Consider the following 15509-nt stretch of genomic DNA (forward strand, 5'->3'; position numbering starts at 1 on the left):
GCTGATGGAGCTGCCGGTCGTCGCAAGTGAAACTCGCGGAAAGTCGTGGCGGCTTGAGCGGTGTGGCGGTGGCGATCGGCGTGCGAAGCAGCGCGGAGGGTTGGAGCCGGTGCGGCGAATTCTATTTCCCTCGCGGTGATTTCGCGCAGGCTCGGCGCAGCAAAGTTACCCATGGCCGAATCCTCCCCGACTGCCGCCGGTGCTTCCGCATCGATCAATTCCAACGCCGCCGACCACCCGATTTATGTGGACGGTTTTCAAGGTACGCCGGCCGAAATCGAGCGGCAATGGTATGAGAAGGTGTATGTGGGGCGCGGCGACCGGATGGCGCAGCTCACGCTGCGTGCGGTGCTGATGGGCACGATTCTGGGCGGCATCCTGTCGCTGACGAATCTCTATATTGGGTTGAAGGCGGGCTGGGGATTCGGCGTTGCGATCACGGCCTGCATCGTTTCCTACGCGACGTGGAACGCGCTGCTGAAGCTGCGGCTCGCGCGCACGCCGATGACGATTCTCGAAAACAATTGCATGCAGTCGACGGCGAGCGCGGCGGGTTATTCGACCGGGGCGACGTTGGTGTCGGCCTTTTCTGCGTATGTGATGATCAACAATCAATCGATGCCGTTCTGGCAGATGATGGCGTGGGTGTTCGTGCTGGCGGTGCTCGGCGTGACGATGGCGATTCCGATGAAGCGGCAGATGATCAACACCGAGCAGTTGCGTTTCCCGACCGGCACGGCCTCGGCGGTGACGTTGCAAACACTCTATTCGGAAGGGAAAAAGGCGGCGAAGTCGGCGCGGGCACTGACCATCGGTGCCGTGGCGGCGGCGATCAGTCAGTTCTGGATGGATGGACTCCAACTGATCAGCGCAAAACTCGCGCCGTTCACGCTGGGCTCGCTGGTGGAGCGGGCGAATACGGCGGTGATCGGGCCGGTGTGGATGGGGCGCACGGTGTTTTTTGTGTGGGATCCGATCTTCATCGCGGGCGGCGCGCTGATGGGGTTGCGGGCGGGAGCGAGCATGCTGCTGGGCGGCACGCTGTGCTGGGCGGTGTTTGTGCCGCTCATGCAGGCGAACGGGACGATCACGGGCTCGTCGTTTCGCGAGATCGTGCAATGGACGCTGTGGGGAGGGGTGAGCTGCATGGTGACGTCGGGCATTCTGGCGTTCGCGTTGCAATGGCGGAGCATCGTGGCGGCGATGGGCTCGATGGGGCGGATGTTTCGGCGAGGACGGAACGTCTCCGCGGCGGAGTCGGTGATGGAGCGGATCGAGACGCCGATGTCGTGGTTTTTCATTGGGCAAGGGTTGGCGCTGATCGCGGTGTGCTGGTTGGGCAAAGTGACGCTGGGGCTGCCGGTATGGGAGAGTGCGCTGGCGGTGATCATCACGTTTTTTCTGGCATTGGTGGCGTGCCGCGTGACGGGGGAGACGGATACGACGCCGATCGGAGCGATGGGGAAGGTGACGCAGTTGCTCTTCGGCGCGCTGAATCCGGGCAACATGAACATCAACCTGATGAGCGCGAACATCACGTCGAGCGCGGCGATGGCGTCGGCCGATTTGCTGACGGATTTGAAGAGCGGCTATCTCCTGGGAGCGAATCCGCGGAAGCAGTTCCTCGCGCAGTTTGCGGGCATATTCATGGGCACGTTGGCGTCGGTGGCGGCGTTTCGGGTGCTCGTGCCGAATGCGGCGGCGCTGGGCGGCGACCAATTTCCGGCGCCGGCGGCGCAGGCGTGGCGGGCCGTGGCGGTGGCGTTGAGCAAGGGGTTGGACGCGCTCGAACCGGTGAAGCTGTGGTCGATCGCGATCGGTGGCGCGGTCGGGATTCTCCTCGTGCTGCTGCCACGGTGGTTTCCGAAGCAGCAGAATTGGATCCCGTCACCGGCCGCCATGGGGCTGGCGTGGACGTTTCACTGGTATTACGGGATGCTCTTCTGCCTGGGTGCGGTCATCGCGCGGCTCCTGGAGAAGAAGAATCCGAAGCTCTCCGAGGCTTACACGTGGCCGGTGGCGTCGGGCATCATCGCTGGCGGCTCGCTGATGGGCGTGCTGATCATCTTCTGGGAAAACGGGCCGGAGATGCTGCGGCAGTTTCTCGGCGGTTGAGCACTTTTGCGACCACTTGGAGAGCCGCGCCGGTGGTGGGAGCGGCGGCGATGCGCGCGGTTTTCTCGCCCATGACGCTTTTCCTTATGTGGATTAAAACTCGTGTCTTCGTGGCGGCGATCGTTGGCGTCGCCGGTTTTGTCGCATGCAGCCGCGCGGGGGCCGACGGGCCGGGGCCACAATCGGCTGCGCCGGCGAATGTGGTTGAGCAAGCGCCGGCGGCGGCAAAGAAAGTCGACGCCCACCAGGCACAGGATCACGTCGAGCCACACGCTACTCAAAAGCAGAAATCACCCATGACACGCGTCACCGGAATTGGCGGAGTATTTATTAAAGCGAAAGATCCCGTGGCGTTGCGCGCGTGGTATCAGACGCATCTCGGAATTGACGTGCAGACGTGGGGCGGCACGGCCTTCCGCTGGGTGGATGCCGCAGGCGCGCCGACGGGCGGCACCACGGCGTGGCAAATCGGCGACGGCGCAAATTTCGCGCCGGGCACGGCCTCGTTTATGATCAATTACCGAGTGGCCGATTTGCGGGCGCTCTTGAAAGCGCTTCGCGAAGAGGGGTGTCGGGTGCTCGATCAGGTGGAGGAGTCCGACTACGGCCGCTTTGGCTGGGTCGTGGACCCAGAAGGCAACAAGGTCGAGCTGTGGGAGCCGCCCGCGGGCCAATGAGCCGGGGCGGGCGGGCCAAGGCAGACGGACGCGTTGTCGTTCGTGCTGGCGGGAAGGCGGCCGGCGCGCGCTGCGTTTGCTTACATCAGGGAGCCTAACGCGCCCACGCCACGTCTCCGCGGGGAAAGCCCAGTCGATGTCGGCGCGGGAAGCCCGCGGCGATCAGGCGAGGGACTTGACCAGCACCTTCGCGTTGCGGCCGCCTTCGAGGTATTGTTTGAGCCGGGTTTCCGGCAAAACATCGGTCGTCGTCTCCTCGAAACCGCAGACGTTGGTAAAGAAGCCGAAGCTTTGCGTGGAGAGCGCGATGATGGTGTTGGCGCCGCGTTGCTTGGCCATCATGCACGCGAAATCGACCATCTTTTTGCCGATGCCGCGATTGTGGTAGAAGGGGAGAACGTAAAGCGCACCGACCTCGGCGAGGGCCATTTTCTCGGGATAAAAATACAGGGTGACGCAGGCGATGATGTTCTCGTCGATCTCGAAGACGTAGAAGTGTTCGATGTTTTTCTCGATCGCCTGTTGGGAGCGGACGAGAAGTTCTTCGCGGCGGACTGCGGCGCGCGTCAGATTGTAGATGAAGCGCACGTCGCGGCGGGTGGCTTTCCGGATCTGCTGATAGTCGTTGCCGTAGATGAGCGTGCCGACGCCTTCGTTGGAAAAAATCTCGTTGAGGAGACCATCGAAGATGCGGCCGTCGACGACATGCACGCGAGGGGTGCCGGTCTCGATGGCTTTAACGGCGTGCGAGGCCTTGCTGCGCACAGCGTCGGGAATCCGTTCGGGGCGGTCCTGCAAAATGCCGCGGAGCTCGTCGATCGAGATGTCGCGGCGAACGGCGCCATCCACCTCGAGGCCGGGCTGCGGGGTGAGGTAGATGACTTTCGTGGCGTGCAGCGCTTCGGCGAGTTCGGCCGCGAGCAGGTCGGAATTGATGCGCAGCGATTTTCCATCGGGACCGAAGGCCACGGAGGTGACGACGGGCACGACTTGCTGGTCGATGAGAGCGCTGATGAACTCCTTGTCGATCCGTTCCACCTTGCCGGTGAGTTGCTGATCCACGCCGCGAATGATGCCGACGGGGAGCGCGCGGACGGAGTTGGTGATGACGGCCTTGAGGTTGTTTTGCGCGAGACCTTCGAGGACGAGGTGCGAAATGCGCGAGGAGGCGCGAATCGCGAGATCGAGGGTGGCCGCATCGGTGACGCCGGAGCCATACGCGTCGGTAATCGGGATGCCGCGCAGTTCGGAGAGCTCTTGAATCTGCCGGCCGATGCCGTGGACGAGGACAACCTTGATGCCGAGCGAGCGGAGAACGGCGATGTCGACGAGGAGGTTGGGGAAATTCTCGTCGGCGATGATCGAGCCATCCATCGCGATGATGAAAATCTGCCCTTGGAAGCGCGGCACGTATTTCAAGATCCCACGCAGGTCGGTGGGCTTGATGGTGGTGGCCAGCGCGGGATGCGCGGGCGGAGAGGAGGGAGGGGGACCGTTGCTCATCAAAGAAGAGGCGGTGTTGTCGGACGGGAGGGGCGGCGCGTCAATGCACTTGCAACGACCACGCGCGGGAGGCGCGCTGGCCGGCGAGGAGCACGTGGTAGCGGCCGGGCTTGAGCGTGCCGGCAGGAATGGTGAGGAGCGCGGTCGTATCATCGGTGCGCGCGAGCAGCTCGCCGCGGAGCCGCTCGAATTCGGGCGCGAGAATGAGTTCGCCTCCGCGCACATAAAGATAGGCGCCCGAGAGCTGTTCTTTGTGGTCGGGGAGGGCGCACGCGACCTCGATGACGTAAGCGGAATCCGCCGCGACGGATTCGGCGGCGTGAACGCGCGTATAGTCGAGCGGGAGGATGGGTTTTTCGACCAAGGGCTGGTCGAGCGCGTCGGGCAGCCCGGCGGGGGCGGGGAAGACGGCGGCGCTCGCGGAGACGCGGACGGCGTCGGCGGGGCGAGAGGCGTCGATGGCGACGCGGCGGTAGCCGGCGTCCAAGAGGCGCATGACGTTGGCGCGGGCCTTCATATCGTGATACGGCTCGTAGACGTGGCCGGTCTTGCGGTATTCGAGCGTGAGGGCGGTGTAGAGGGCGAGTCCGGCGATGATCGCGAGGACGACCCACTTCATCGGCCAAAGTTCTTTATGCGGACGCGCGGGAGGCATGGAGAGGCGGATTAGCGCCGGGGACGCCGGTTGCCGCAAATAAAATTGCTCCGCGAGAAGGCGGCTGATTCGTTGGCCGTTCCATGAAGTTCTGGTCGCAGTTTTTCATTCCGACACTGAAAGAAAGCCCGGCGGACGCGGAGATCGCGTCGCACAAGCTGCTCGTGCGCGCGGGGCTGGTGCGCAAATTGAGCGGCGGGCTCTACACGTATCTGCCGCTGGGATTGATCGTCATGCGGAAACTGACGCAGCTTTGCCGGGAGGAGATCGACCGCGCGGGTGGCATCGAGCTCGCGATGCCGCACCTGCATCCGGCGGAAAACTGGCGGGACGGCCCGCGGTGGGCGGCGGCGCGGGAGATCATGTTTCGCGCGGACAGCGCGGGCGAGGGCCAGCGGGCGGGGCGCGAGCCGGAGTTTGTGCTGGGGCCCACGCATGAGGAGATCATCACGCCGCTGGTGAAGACGGAAATCACGAGCTACCGCGACCTGCCGAAAAATTTCTATCAGATCGGCACGAAGTTTCGCAACGAGATCCGGCCGCGCTACGGGTTGATGCGCGCGCGCGAATTCGTGATGATGGACGCGTATTCCTTCGACGTGAACGACGAGCGCGCGGTCGCGAGCTACTTCGCGATGAAGGGCGCCTACGAGGCGTTTTTCCGGCGCGTGGGCGTGCAGGCGATCGCGGTCGAGGCGGACACCGGCGTGATGGGCGGCAGTTTTTCGCATGAGTTCATGGTGCCGGCGGAGATCGGCGACGATGATGTGATTTACAACGAGGCCAGCGGCTACGCGGCGAACCGCGAGAAGGCGGCGAGTGCGCTCGTGCCGGCGGATTGGGCGGACGCGGCGCCGGCGGGAGCCGTGGAGGAATTCGCGACGCCGGGCGTGGTGACGATCGCCGCGCTGGAAGCGGCGCCGTATGCGGTGCCCGCGGACCGGCAGTTCAAGACGCTCGTTTACATCGGCGACGGGAAACCGTTCGTGGTGATTTTGCGCGGCAGCGACGAACTCGAAACGGCGAAGCTCGGCAGTCTCGGGTTCACGGTGACGCGGCCGGCGACGCCGGAGGAAATCGAGCCGGTGCTGGGCGCCAAGCCGGGCAGCCTCGGCGCGGTGAAAGGCACGTTCAAGAACGAGGCGGCGCTGGCGGGGATTTTCGCGGACCACGCCATTCGTCTGATTGGCAACGGGACGACCGGTGCGAACCGCGACGGGTTTCACCTGCGCAATGTCAATGTGACGCGCGATCTCGCGGTCACGCGTTTCGGCGATTTCCGCCGGGTGCGCGCGGGAGAACCGGACGTGAAGTCAGGCCAGCCGCTGCAAGTGCGCCGCGGCATCGAAGTCGGGCACATCTTCAAGCTGGGCACGAAATATTCGGAAAAATTCGGCGCGGTTTTCACCGATGACCAGAAGCAGAGTCACCCGATGGTGATGGGATGCTACGGCATCGGGATCAGCCGGACGCTGCAGGCGGTGATCGAACAGAGCCACGATGCGGATGGCATCGTGTGGCCGTGGAATGCGGCGCCGTTTCACGTGCACATTTGTTTGCTCGATCCGCAAGACGCGGCGGCGGCGGAAATGGCGCGTCAGCTCGGGGCGGCGGCGGAGCGCGGAGGCGCGGACGTGTTGATCGACGACCGCGTGGAGCGGCCGGGGGTGAAGTTCAAGGATGCAGATCTGCTCGGTTTGCCGTTGCGGATCACGATCGGCGGTCGCGGCCTGAAGGAAGGCATCATCGAGGTAAAATGGCGGACGGCGAAGGAGGCGGTCAAAGTGCCGCTGACGGAGGCCGAGGCGCACATCACGGCGGCGGTGACGGAAGCGGCCAGCAACGCGGGCCGCTGACCGCATGGTCCGCGGCGTTTGCGCTGCGGACCGAGTGGGTTTTGCTGCGGAAGACCGAGAACGCATGATTTCTGCCGAGACGAAAACGACGCCCAGCCCGAGCGCACACACCGAAACCGAGACGGCACTGGCCGGCTTGTGGCGCGTGGTCGTGCTCAACGATCCGGTGAACTTGATGTCGTATGTCGTGCTCGTGTTTAAAAAGGTTCTGGGTTTCGACGAATCGACGGCGCGGCGGCACATGCTGGAGGTGCACGAACTCGGCCGCTCAGTGGTGTGGACGGGGGTGCGCGAGAAGGCGGAGGCTTACGTCTACACGTTGCAGCAATGGCACCTGACGGTGATCTTGGAGCGCGATGAAACGCATTGAAGTAAAGCTCAGCCTGCCGGTGGTCGCACCGCTGCTCGATGTGATCAAGCGGGCCGCTGACCAGTTGCGCGGCGGTCTGGCGTCGCCCGGCGCGCTGGCGGACGTCGACCAGGAGCTCGAGGCCTCGTGGCTCGACGAGTTGCAAGCGACGCAAAACGACGAAGTGGGGGCGTTGCTGGCGTTGTTTGACGATGAATTTTTTCGGGACGGCGTGATCGCGCTGGACGGGGAGAACGCCGAGCCGATCTTGCGCGCGTCGTCAGCGGTGCGGCTGCGGTTGCGCACGATGAATCTGGAGGTGCTGCCCGATGAGACGCTCGAAGACGGGAGCGCCGATCTGAGCGCGCTGGAGGAGCCCGTGCAGAAGGCGTTTATGGCCTATTTGTTTCTGGCGACCTTGCAGGAGCTGATCATCCAGCATCTCGATTCCAGCATTCTGGATTCGTAGGCGGGAAGATCAGCGCGACGGCAAGGCGGTGCAGCGGGCGGCGAGTTTTTCGCCGGCGGCGACGCAGGCCGGCACGGAAATCCCGTCGCGCGCCTGACCGCCGAGCAGGAAGCCGGGAAAGGTGTTTTCGCAGGCCGTGAACGCTTCGAGGTAGCGTTCGTAGCCGAGGTTGTATTGCGGAATCGCCTTGGGCCAGACGTGGTGACGAAAGAAGACCGGCGCGCCGCGCACGCCGAGCAGTTGGCGCAGATCGGGTTCGATGGCGGCGAGGATTTCCTCGGGCGGGCGGCGGGCGATTTCGGGTTGCCGGGTGCCGCCGATCAGGACGGTCAGGGCGACATGACCGTCGGGCGCGCGGGCGGGAAAAAGGGTCGACGAAAAGAGAACGCCGAGGAGGGAACGCTTTTCGATCTCGGGCGCGAGGACGCCGAAGCCGTCGAGCGGATGCGCGACCTGCTCGCGATGGAAACCGAGAAACAGCGACGACACCGGCGGGTGTTCGATGCCGTCGAGGAGCGCGAGCGGGCGTTCGCCGAGGGCGCCGAGACGCAACTGGGCCAGCGCGGGAGCGGGCAGCGCAGAAATGACGCCGTCGAATTCCTCCGTGTGCGCGCCCTGCGGACCGTGCGCAATGACACTCCAGCGCGAACCGGGAACGAGCGCTTCGACGCGGCAATTCAGGCAGAGCGCGTCAGCGGGAAGTTGAGCGGCGAGCGCGTGGGGGAGGGTTTGCAGGCCGTCGCGAAACGAAATGAGCTGCGGCTTCGGGAGGCTCTGGCGTTTGCGCTCTTTCGCGCCGGCGAGCAGACCGCGGAGCACGGAGCCGTGGGTGCGTTCGGCCTGCCAGAGTTTGGGGAACGCGTGGCGGGTCGATAGCTTGATGGGGTTGCCGGCGTAGATGCCGCTGACGATGGGATTGAGCGCGTAGTCCACCACTTGGGTGCCAAAATGCGCCTCGATGAAATCGGCGAGGCTGACGTCGACCGTGCGCACGCGCGGACGGAGAAAGACGTCGCCGAAAAGCCGCAGGGTGCCCCCGAACGAGAGCAGGGGCGTGCGAAGAAGAGCGGCGGGCGACATCGGGACGGGCGCCGGGCGGCCCCGACAGACGATGAAGCGTTTGCGCGCGGCGGGATTCGCGGGGATGCGCTGGCCGGCGAGTCCGAGTTCGTCAATGAGCTGGAGCAGGCCGGCGTCCGCGAGAAGGGAGTTGGGCCCGCTTTCGACGAGCCAGCCGCCGTCGCGCTCCGTGGCGATCGCACCCCCGACGCGAGCGGCGCTTTCGAAGACGCGCACGTTATGGCCGAGACGCGTGAGGCGATACGCTGCCGTGAGTCCGGTGATGCCGGCGCCGAGAATCGCAAAGCTGCGGGAGGAAGAGGAGGAGGCGCTCACGACGGAAGGAGCATGAACATGCGCGGCTTCCGGGCGCGCGGCAATCCTGCTGCGCTCCCGCTCAGCGCCACGTGGTGACGGTGTCGACCAATGCCTGCATGCATTCGATCTTGGCGTGCGGCATGATGCCGTGGCCGAGATTGAAGATGTGGCCGGCGGTGCCGCGCATCGATTCGAGGAGGCGCAGCGTTTCGTGGCGGACGATTTCCGGAGTGGTGTTGAGGAGGACGGGGTCGAGGTTGCCTTGCACGGCGACGTTGGCGGGCAACGTGCGGCGGACGATCGAGAGATCGCATGTCCAATCGACGCTCAACACCCGCGCGCCGGTGAATGCCTGATCGGTGAGGTGCGACGCCGTGCCTTTGGCATACAGGATGACGGGAAACGCGGGCGGCAGCGCGGCGATGATGCGGCGGATCCATTGCAGCGAGGCGGCCTCGTAATCCGGTCCGGCGATGATGCCGCCCCACGAGTCGAAGATCTGAATCGCGTCGGCCCCGGCGGCGATTTGCATTTTGAAATAGGCGATGAGGGCCGCCGTGAGCTTTTCGAGGAGCGCGTCGAACGTGACGCGATCGGTGTAGAAAAAGTGTTTGATGCGCTCGAAGTCATCCGAGCTCCCGCCTTCGACCATGTAGGTGGCGAGCGTCCACGGCGAACCGCCGAAACCGAGGAGCGCGTGCGAGCCGGCGAGTTGAGTTTTGAGCAGCGCGAGGGTGTCGCGGACGTAATGGAGATGCTCCGGCACGGCGTCGGCGGGCGCGAGGGCATCGATTTGGGCGCGCGTTTCGAGGCGATACTCCATGGCGATGCCGCCTTGCTCGCGAAAGTGATACGGCTGGCCGAGCGCTTCGGGGATGACGAGGATGTCGGAGAAAAGAATCGCGGCATCGAGGGCGAAACGGCGCAGCGGCTGGAGGGTGACCTCGGCGGCGAGGGCGGGAGTGCGCACCATTTCGAGGAAGGATGATTTCGCCTTGAGCGCGCGATATTCCGGCAGGTAACGGCCGGCCTGGCGCATGACCCAGAGCGGCGGGCGGTCGAGCGGCGAGCAGGCGGCGGCGGCGAGAAAACGTTCGCGGGAAGTCATGGTGCGAATGAGCGCGAGGCGGAGCGAAGAGCGAGCCGGGAATCAGCTCGCGGCCCAAGCGCGGGGCGGGAGGAAAACTTCGTAAAGGCGCGCTTCGGGCGAACCCGGTGCGGGTTGCCAATCGTAATCCCAGCGCACGAGCGGCGGCAGACTCATGAGGATGGATTCCGTGCGCCCGCCGCTTTGGAGGCCAAACAGGGTGCCGCGATCCCAGACGAGGTTGAACTCCACGTAGCGGCCGCGGCGATAAAGTTGAAACTGGCGTTCGCGATCGGTGAAGGGCGTGGCTTTGCGGCGTGCGACGATCGGCCGATACGCGGGCAGAAACGCATCGCCGACCGCGCGCAGGAGAGCGAAGGAGCGTTCGAAACCGAGTTCGTTAAAGTCGTCGAAAAACAAACCGCCGATGCCGCGGGGCTCCTGGCGATGTTTGAGGAAAAAGTAGTCGTCGCACCACTTTTTGAAACGCGGATAAAGCGTGTCGCCGAAGGGCGCGAGGGCCGCTTGGGCGGTGCGATGCCAGTGCATGCAATCTTCCTCGAAGCCGTAATAGGGCGTGAGGTCGAAACCGCCGCCGAACCACCAGACGGGCGCGGCGGTGTCGGCGCCGGCGATGAAAAAGCGGACGTTGGCGTGACTCGTGGGGGCGTAAGGATTGCGCGGATGGATCACGAGCGAGACGCCGAAGGCTTCCCATGGTTTGCCGGCGAGCTCGGGGCGATGCGCGGAGGCCGAAGGGGGCAGGGCGAGGCCGCTCACGTGGGAAAAGGCGACGCCGGCCTTCTCGAACACCGCGCCGTCGGTCAGGATGCGCGTGCGGCCGCCGCCGCCGGCGGGGCGCGTCCAGTCGTCGGTGCGGAAGCGCGCGGCGCCATCCTCAGCCTCAAGGGCGCCGCAGATGGCATCCTGCAGGTTGAGGAGGTAATGGCGGACGGTGGAAAGTTCGGGCGCGGAAGACATGGCGCGGCGCAAGAGAAGCGCACGGGTGGGACGAGAACCAGACGGAAGTTGCGACGAAGGGCGGGACGCGTTTACGAGGTTTCGGCGTGGACAGCGCGCAGAGGCGCGGGCCTGCTTCCCGTTTCCATGAATTCAACCGTCCTCGCCACCGTTGCCGTGACTGGCTTTACCGTGGCGTTTTTTCATGCGGCCATTCCGACGCACTGGCTGCCGTTTGTGTTGGTGTCGCGCGCGCGCGGTTGGAGCCAGGGCAAGGCGCTGCTGGTGGTGATTTTCGCAGGACTGGGGCACGTGGCGCTGACGACGTTGCTCGGCGTGGGGATCGCGTGGTTTGGCTTTCAGGTGGATGCGCGCGTGGGGGCGGCGTTTCCGTGGGTGACGGGCGGCGTGCTGGTGTTGATCGGCTGCTATTATTTTTGGCGGCAGTGGCGCGGGGGCGGGATCTGTCACCACCATCCGCCCGGCGGGCAACATCACGCGAGTGCGCACTGCGGGCACGAGGATGAGCACAGCCATTGGGACGATGAGTTGAAACAAAGCCCGATCGTCTCGCGGGCGACGGGGGACTGGGCGGCGGTGAGCGGGCTGTTCGTGATGCTGACGCTCTCGCCGTGCGAAGGGTTTTTGCCCGTTTACCTCTCGGGGGTGCAGTTCGGCTGGCCGGGATTTTTCGTGCTGAGCGGAATCCTGGCGGCGGGGACGTTGCTGGCGATGGCGGTGTTTACGTGGCTGACCTTGATCGGACTGGAGCGATTCAAGGTGAAAAATTTCGAGCGCTACGAAGCCGGATTGCTGGGGGCTTTATTCTGTGCGCTGGCGGTCGTGATCGTGCTGCTCGAAAGCTGAGCGGCACGAAGGCGAGAAGGGCGCCCGCGGATTCGGGGCAGGGCCGACCGACGCGGAAGGGGGCGGCGACTACTTTTTGTCGGGGATCGAAAACTTGATCACTGGGGCGGAGCTGTCGCCGAGGACGTCGTGACCCGCCGGCAGCGGCGCGGCGGTAATGGGTGTCGTCGCAGGCGGAGCATCGGGCGCGCGGGCGAAGGCGGGGGCGTCGGCGGGGAGGAGTCTGAAGCCGCGTTCGAGGAGTTCGGCCATTTTGATGTCGCGCGTTTTGCGATCGGTGGAGCCCATGCTGACGGCGATGATGCGGTGACCGTTGCGCAGGGCGGTGGCGGCGAGGCAGAAGCCGGCGCCGTTGGTGAAGCCGGTCTTGAGGCCGTCGACGCCGTTGATGCGACCGAGCAGATGGTTATGGTTGTTCATCACGACGACGGTATCCGACGGGCGCTGGCCCTCGCCGAAACGACGCGTTTTCACGGAGGTGTATTTCAAAATGTCGGTGTGGAGGACGAGGTAGCGGGCGAGAGTGGCGAGGTCGCGGGGGGTGGTGAGATCGCCGTCGGCGATGCGACGGCTCGGGGGAGGCAGGCCGTGGGGCGAACGAAAGGTGGTGTGAAGCATCCCGAGGCTTTGGGCGCGGGCGTTCATCAGTTCAACGAAGGCGGAGGTGGTGCCGGCGGTGGTGCGGGCGAGCGCGGAGGCGGCGTCGTTGGCGGATTGGATCATCAACGCGTAGAGGAGATCTTCCACGGTGAAGACTTCCTTTTCCTTCAACCAAACCTGCGTGCCACCCATGCGGGCGTCTTCGGCGGTGACGGTGATGGGCGTCTGCAGCGTAAGGGTGCCCTTTTGCAAGTGGTCGCTCACGACGAGATACGTCATGAGTTTGGTGACGCTCGCGGGCGGATTACTGATGTCGGCGTTGTCTTCGAAGAGGACTTTGCCGCTGGCGGCATCGACGATGATCGCGCCTTTGTAGGCGGGAGCGGCTTCGCGGGCGGGTGCGGGCCGCGCGTGGGTTTTGGCCGCGGAAACGGCGGGCACCGCGGCAAGCACCACAGCGCAGGAGAGGAAAGGAAAGAGAAGGCGGCGCGCGAAAGTCATCTGGCGCGAAGAAGGGGAATTCGCCGCGCGGCGCGAGTCGAATCCGTGTGCGGGCGATCACGGATGCGAGCGCCGCGGAAAGCAGCCGGCGGGGAATTTCGGCGCGGTGGACGGCAATGCGTTCGCCGACGGAAATTTCGGTGAAGCGAAAACGGAGAGCGTCGATGACCCGGGTCGCGCGGGCCGGAGAATTCGGGCGAAAAAAACTTGGAGGGACGCGTGTCGCGACGCGGCGTGAGGCAGAACGCGGGTTAGGGATGGCCGTCGAGGCCGGCGCGGCGGCGCGCGGACGAGCGGGGCGATTTTTTCGGCGAAGGGATGATGCCGAGGCGGGGATCGCGGCGGCGAACGAGGTTCACGAGTGCGGCCGCCGTGCGCTCGAAGGTGTCGGTGCTCTCCGGCAGATAAAGCCACTTGGGAAGAATCGCGTGCGGGGCGAGGGACGGAAACTCCGCGACGAGCGCCTCGTGACGAGTGCGGTCGGTGCACGCAAGGAGGCCGCGCCACGGTTCTTCGCCGGCCGAAAAGCAGAGCATCATCTTGCCATCGAGATAAACCGCCTTGGTGCCAAACATGGAGCGGAGCACGAACGTCGGTTCGCGTTCAAGCGGCTCCCAGAGCCACGCGTAGGGATGCACGGGGCGCGGCGCGCCGATGGATTGAGAACGGGAGCGGGCCATCGTCGTCAGAGTTGCAACGACGAAACGATGGCGCAACGGGCAGACGAGCGCAACGGTGCGAAAGCGGAGAACACGCGCGGAGGCGACGGTGCGTTTCGCGCCGCGCACAGAGGCGCGGAGTCGCTATTTCGTCTGCTCGATCGGCAGACGGTGAAGCGTGAAGCCAGGGTTCTTCTCGATGAAGTAACGCTCGGTCCACTCGTTGGGAAAGAGCACGACGGGATGGCCAAATTTGTCAGCGCCGAAGCTCACGCCGCTGGCGACGACGATGCTCGAGTAGTCGAAGCCTTTCGGGCCGATGAGGTCGGGTGGAATTTCGACCCATTTGAGGAGCGTCCACGGTGCGGGTGTCAGGCGCGACTCGGCGTTGTATTCGCTTTGGAGGCGCCACTGGACGACTTCGAATTGGAGCGGACCGACGGCGGCGAGGAGCGTGGCGCCGGGCGGGGCGTTGCGGGCGGTGAAGGACTGCACGACGCCTTCCTGCAAAAGCTGTTCGAGGCCGGCGCGGTATTTCTTGGCGTCGCCCGCGCTCGGGTTGGAGATGTAGGTGAAGACTTCCGGCGGGAAGCGCGGGATCTCGTCGTAGGCGATGGTGCGATCGTCGGTGAGGGTGTCGCCGATGCCGAACGCATCATGGCCAACGAGGCCGATGACGTCGCCGGGCCAGGCTTCGTCGACGGTCTCGCGTTCCTGGCCGAAGAGTTTGTGGGAGGAGGAGAGGCGCACCTGTTTGCCGGTGCGTTGGTGCGTGACGACCATGTCGCGCTCGAATTTGCCGGAGCAGACGCGAAGAAACGCGATGCGGTCCCGGTGCTTCGGATCCATGTTGGCCTGGATTTTGAAAATGAAGCCGGAGAACTTGGGGTCGTTGACCGGGACGACGCGATCGGTGGTGGGCTGTGCGAGTCCGGGCACGGTGACGCTGACGGAGTGGCGCGGAGCGGGCGGAACGGAGTCGTGGAGAAAGCCGTTTAACAGGAGTTCGATGCCGAAGTTGTTGACGGCGGAGCCGAAGAAGACGGGCGTCTGGCGGCCGTGGCGGACGGCGTCGAGATCGTAGGGATGACCGGCGCCATCGAGCATCTCGAGTTGTTCTTTGACGGCGGTGTAGGTGTCGTCATCGAGTTTTTTGCGGACGGCGGGATCGTCGAGGGAGGTGACGCTTTCGGGGGCGCGAAAAGCGCCGCCGGGAACGCGTTCGAAGAGATGCACCTCGCGCGAGCGGCGGTCGAACACGCCGCGGAAAGACGGGCCGCTGCCGAGGGGCCAGACGACGGGCGAGGACTGGAGACCGAGGACGCTTTCGAGTTCGTCGAGCAAGTCGAGCGGATCGCGCGTGGGGCGATCGCACTTGTTCATGAACGTGAAGATGGGGACGCCGCGGCGGCGGCAGACTTCGAAGAGTTTGCGCGTCTGAGCCTCGACGCCTTTGGCGGCGTCGATGACCATCAACGCGGCGTCGACGGCGGTGAGGACGCGGTAGGTATCCTCGGAAAAATCCTTGTGACCGGGCGTGTCGAGGAGGTTGACGGCGCAGCCGGCGAAATCGAACTGGAGGACGGTCGAGGAGATGGAAATGCCGCGCTGTTTTTCGAGTTCCATCCAGTCGGAGGCGGTGGCGCGCTGATTTTTGCGGGCGGTGACGGAGCCGGCGAGATGCAGGGCGTTGCCGTAGAGGAGGAATTTCTCGGTGAGCGTGGTTTTGCCCGCGTCGGGGTGAGAGATGATCGCGAAGGTGCGACGGCGGGCGATTTCCTGAGCGGGTGACATGGCGAAACCCGCAAGGAAACGGGCTCCAGGCGGGGAATGA

14 protein-coding genes are annotated in these 15509 nt (G+C 64.9%); 6 read left to right on the top strand and 8 right to left on the bottom strand.

Annotated elements, in window-relative coordinates; genetic code table 11:
- Nucleotides 1-171 precede the first annotated feature (171 nt).
- A complete protein-coding gene (locus tag K0B96_RS06165; protein WP_220165025.1) occupies nucleotides 172-2115 on the top strand; it encodes an OPT family oligopeptide transporter in 1944 nt (647 codons plus the stop codon).
- 296 nt (nucleotides 2116-2411) lie between these two features.
- A complete protein-coding gene (locus K0B96_RS17620) occupies nucleotides 2412-2792 on the top strand; it encodes a VOC family protein (RefSeq protein ID WP_345779924.1) in 381 nt (126 codons plus the stop codon).
- A gap of 162 nt (nucleotides 2793-2954) precedes the next feature.
- On the opposite strand, the gene argA is transcribed toward K0B96_RS17620, so the two are convergent.
- Both argA and K0B96_RS06180 read right to left on the bottom strand, forming a co-directional pair.
- Nucleotides 2955-4295: an amino-acid N-acetyltransferase gene (gene argA / locus K0B96_RS06175; protein WP_220165029.1), complete on the bottom strand. Its 1341-nt coding sequence runs from the start codon at nucleotides 4293-4295 to the stop codon at nucleotides 2955-2957.
- Between the two features lie 40 nt (nucleotides 4296-4335).
- Nucleotides 4336-4914 (bottom strand): hypothetical protein, encoded by a 579-nt coding sequence (locus K0B96_RS06180; protein ID WP_220165038.1) that lies wholly within the window; start codon nucleotides 4912-4914, stop codon nucleotides 4336-4338.
- 119 nt (nucleotides 4915-5033) lie between these two features.
- Here K0B96_RS06180 and K0B96_RS06185 point away from each other — a divergent pair, with 119 nt between their 5' ends.
- From K0B96_RS06185 to K0B96_RS06195, 3 genes are all read left to right on the top strand, one after another.
- Complete coding sequence (locus tag K0B96_RS06185) at nucleotides 5034-6806, top strand: proline--tRNA ligase (RefSeq protein ID WP_220165040.1); 1773 nt, start codon at nucleotides 5034-5036, stop codon at nucleotides 6804-6806.
- Nucleotides 6807-6870: 64 nt separating this feature from the next.
- Nucleotides 6871-7176 (top strand): ATP-dependent Clp protease adaptor ClpS, encoded by a 306-nt coding sequence (locus K0B96_RS06190; RefSeq protein WP_220165041.1) that lies wholly within the window; start codon nucleotides 6871-6873, stop codon nucleotides 7174-7176.
- On the top strand, nucleotides 7163-7624 hold the full coding sequence (locus tag K0B96_RS06195; RefSeq protein ID WP_220165044.1) for a hypothetical protein: 462 nt from the start codon (nucleotides 7163-7165) through the stop codon (nucleotides 7622-7624). The genes K0B96_RS06190 and K0B96_RS06195 overlap by 14 nt, the downstream gene beginning before the upstream one ends.
- Nucleotides 7625-7633: 9 nt before the next feature.
- On the opposite strand, the gene hemG is transcribed toward K0B96_RS06195, so the two are convergent.
- The 3 genes from hemG to hemF form a co-directional block, all read right to left on the bottom strand.
- Nucleotides 7634-9019 carry a protoporphyrinogen oxidase gene (hemG, locus tag K0B96_RS06200; RefSeq protein ID WP_220165046.1) on the bottom strand — a complete coding sequence of 462 codons (1386 nt, stop codon included), beginning with the start codon at nucleotides 9017-9019 and terminating at the stop codon, nucleotides 7634-7636.
- Nucleotides 9020-9080: 61 nt separating this feature from the next.
- On the bottom strand, nucleotides 9081-10109 hold the full coding sequence (hemE, locus tag K0B96_RS06205) for a uroporphyrinogen decarboxylase (protein ID WP_220165048.1): 1029 nt from the start codon (nucleotides 10107-10109) through the stop codon (nucleotides 9081-9083).
- Nucleotides 10110-10151: 42 nt separating this feature from the next.
- A complete protein-coding gene (gene hemF, locus K0B96_RS06210; protein WP_220165050.1) occupies nucleotides 10152-11069 on the bottom strand; it encodes an oxygen-dependent coproporphyrinogen oxidase in 918 nt (305 codons plus the stop codon).
- A 126-nt stretch (nucleotides 11070-11195) separates the two neighbouring features.
- On the opposite strand from hemF, the gene K0B96_RS06215 reads away from it, so the two are divergent.
- Nucleotides 11196-11915, top strand: coding sequence for a sulfite exporter TauE/SafE family protein (locus K0B96_RS06215; protein WP_220165053.1), 720 nt, complete (start codon nucleotides 11196-11198; stop codon nucleotides 11913-11915).
- Nucleotides 11916-11984: 69 nt separating this feature from the next.
- Here the strand turns inward: K0B96_RS06215 and K0B96_RS06220 are convergent, their stop codons facing one another.
- The 3 genes from K0B96_RS06220 to K0B96_RS06230 form a co-directional block, all read right to left on the bottom strand.
- Nucleotides 11985-12956, bottom strand: a complete 972-nt coding sequence (locus tag K0B96_RS06220; RefSeq protein ID WP_255558867.1) for a D-alanyl-D-alanine carboxypeptidase family protein — start codon at nucleotides 12954-12956, stop codon at nucleotides 11985-11987.
- 311 nt (nucleotides 12957-13267) lie between these two features.
- Nucleotides 13268-13696 carry a hypothetical protein gene (locus K0B96_RS06225; protein ID WP_220165056.1) on the bottom strand — a complete coding sequence of 143 codons (429 nt, stop codon included), beginning with the start codon at nucleotides 13694-13696 and terminating at the stop codon, nucleotides 13268-13270.
- Nucleotides 13697-13819: 123 nt separating this feature from the next.
- Nucleotides 13820-15469 carry a peptide chain release factor 3 gene (locus K0B96_RS06230; RefSeq protein WP_220165058.1) on the bottom strand — a complete coding sequence of 550 codons (1650 nt, stop codon included), beginning with the start codon at nucleotides 15467-15469 and terminating at the stop codon, nucleotides 13820-13822.
- Nucleotides 15470-15509: the final 40 nt, after the last annotated feature.

Source organism: Horticoccus luteus (assembly GCF_019464535.1).
Lineage (GTDB): Bacteria > Verrucomicrobiota > Verrucomicrobiia > Opitutales > Opitutaceae > Horticoccus > Horticoccus luteus.

Bases quoted from the DNA above. Each gene is read 5' to 3' on its own strand.
- K0B96_RS06165 (WP_220165025.1), top strand. From the start codon at position 172: ATGGCCGAATCCTCCCCGACTGCCGCCGGTGCTTCCGCATCGATCAAT.
- K0B96_RS17620 (WP_345779924.1), top strand. From the start codon at position 2,412: ATGACACGCGTCACCGGAATTGGCGGAGTATTTATTAAAGCGAAAGAT.
- argA (WP_220165029.1), bottom strand. From the start codon at position 4,295: ATGAGCAACGGTCCCCCTCCCTCCTCTCCGCCCGCGCATCCCGCGCTG.
- K0B96_RS06180 (WP_220165038.1), bottom strand. From the start codon at position 4,914: ATGAAGTGGGTCGTCCTCGCGATCATCGCCGGACTCGCCCTCTACACC.
- K0B96_RS06185 (WP_220165040.1), top strand. From the start codon at position 5,034: ATGAAGTTCTGGTCGCAGTTTTTCATTCCGACACTGAAAGAAAGCCCG.
- K0B96_RS06190 (WP_220165041.1), top strand. From the start codon at position 6,871: ATGATTTCTGCCGAGACGAAAACGACGCCCAGCCCGAGCGCACACACC.
- K0B96_RS06195 (WP_220165044.1), top strand. From the start codon at position 7,163: ATGAAACGCATTGAAGTAAAGCTCAGCCTGCCGGTGGTCGCACCGCTG.
- hemE (WP_220165048.1), bottom strand. From the start codon at position 10,109: ATGACTTCCCGCGAACGTTTTCTCGCCGCCGCCGCCTGCTCGCCGCTC.
- hemF (WP_220165050.1), bottom strand. From the start codon at position 11,069: ATGTCTTCCGCGCCCGAACTTTCCACCGTCCGCCATTACCTCCTCAAC.
- K0B96_RS06215 (WP_220165053.1), top strand. From the start codon at position 11,196: ATGAATTCAACCGTCCTCGCCACCGTTGCCGTGACTGGCTTTACCGTG.
- K0B96_RS06225 (WP_220165056.1), bottom strand. From the start codon at position 13,696: ATGGCCCGCTCCCGTTCTCAATCCATCGGCGCGCCGCGCCCCGTGCAT.
- K0B96_RS06230 (WP_220165058.1), bottom strand. From the start codon at position 15,469: ATGTCACCCGCTCAGGAAATCGCCCGCCGTCGCACCTTCGCGATCATC.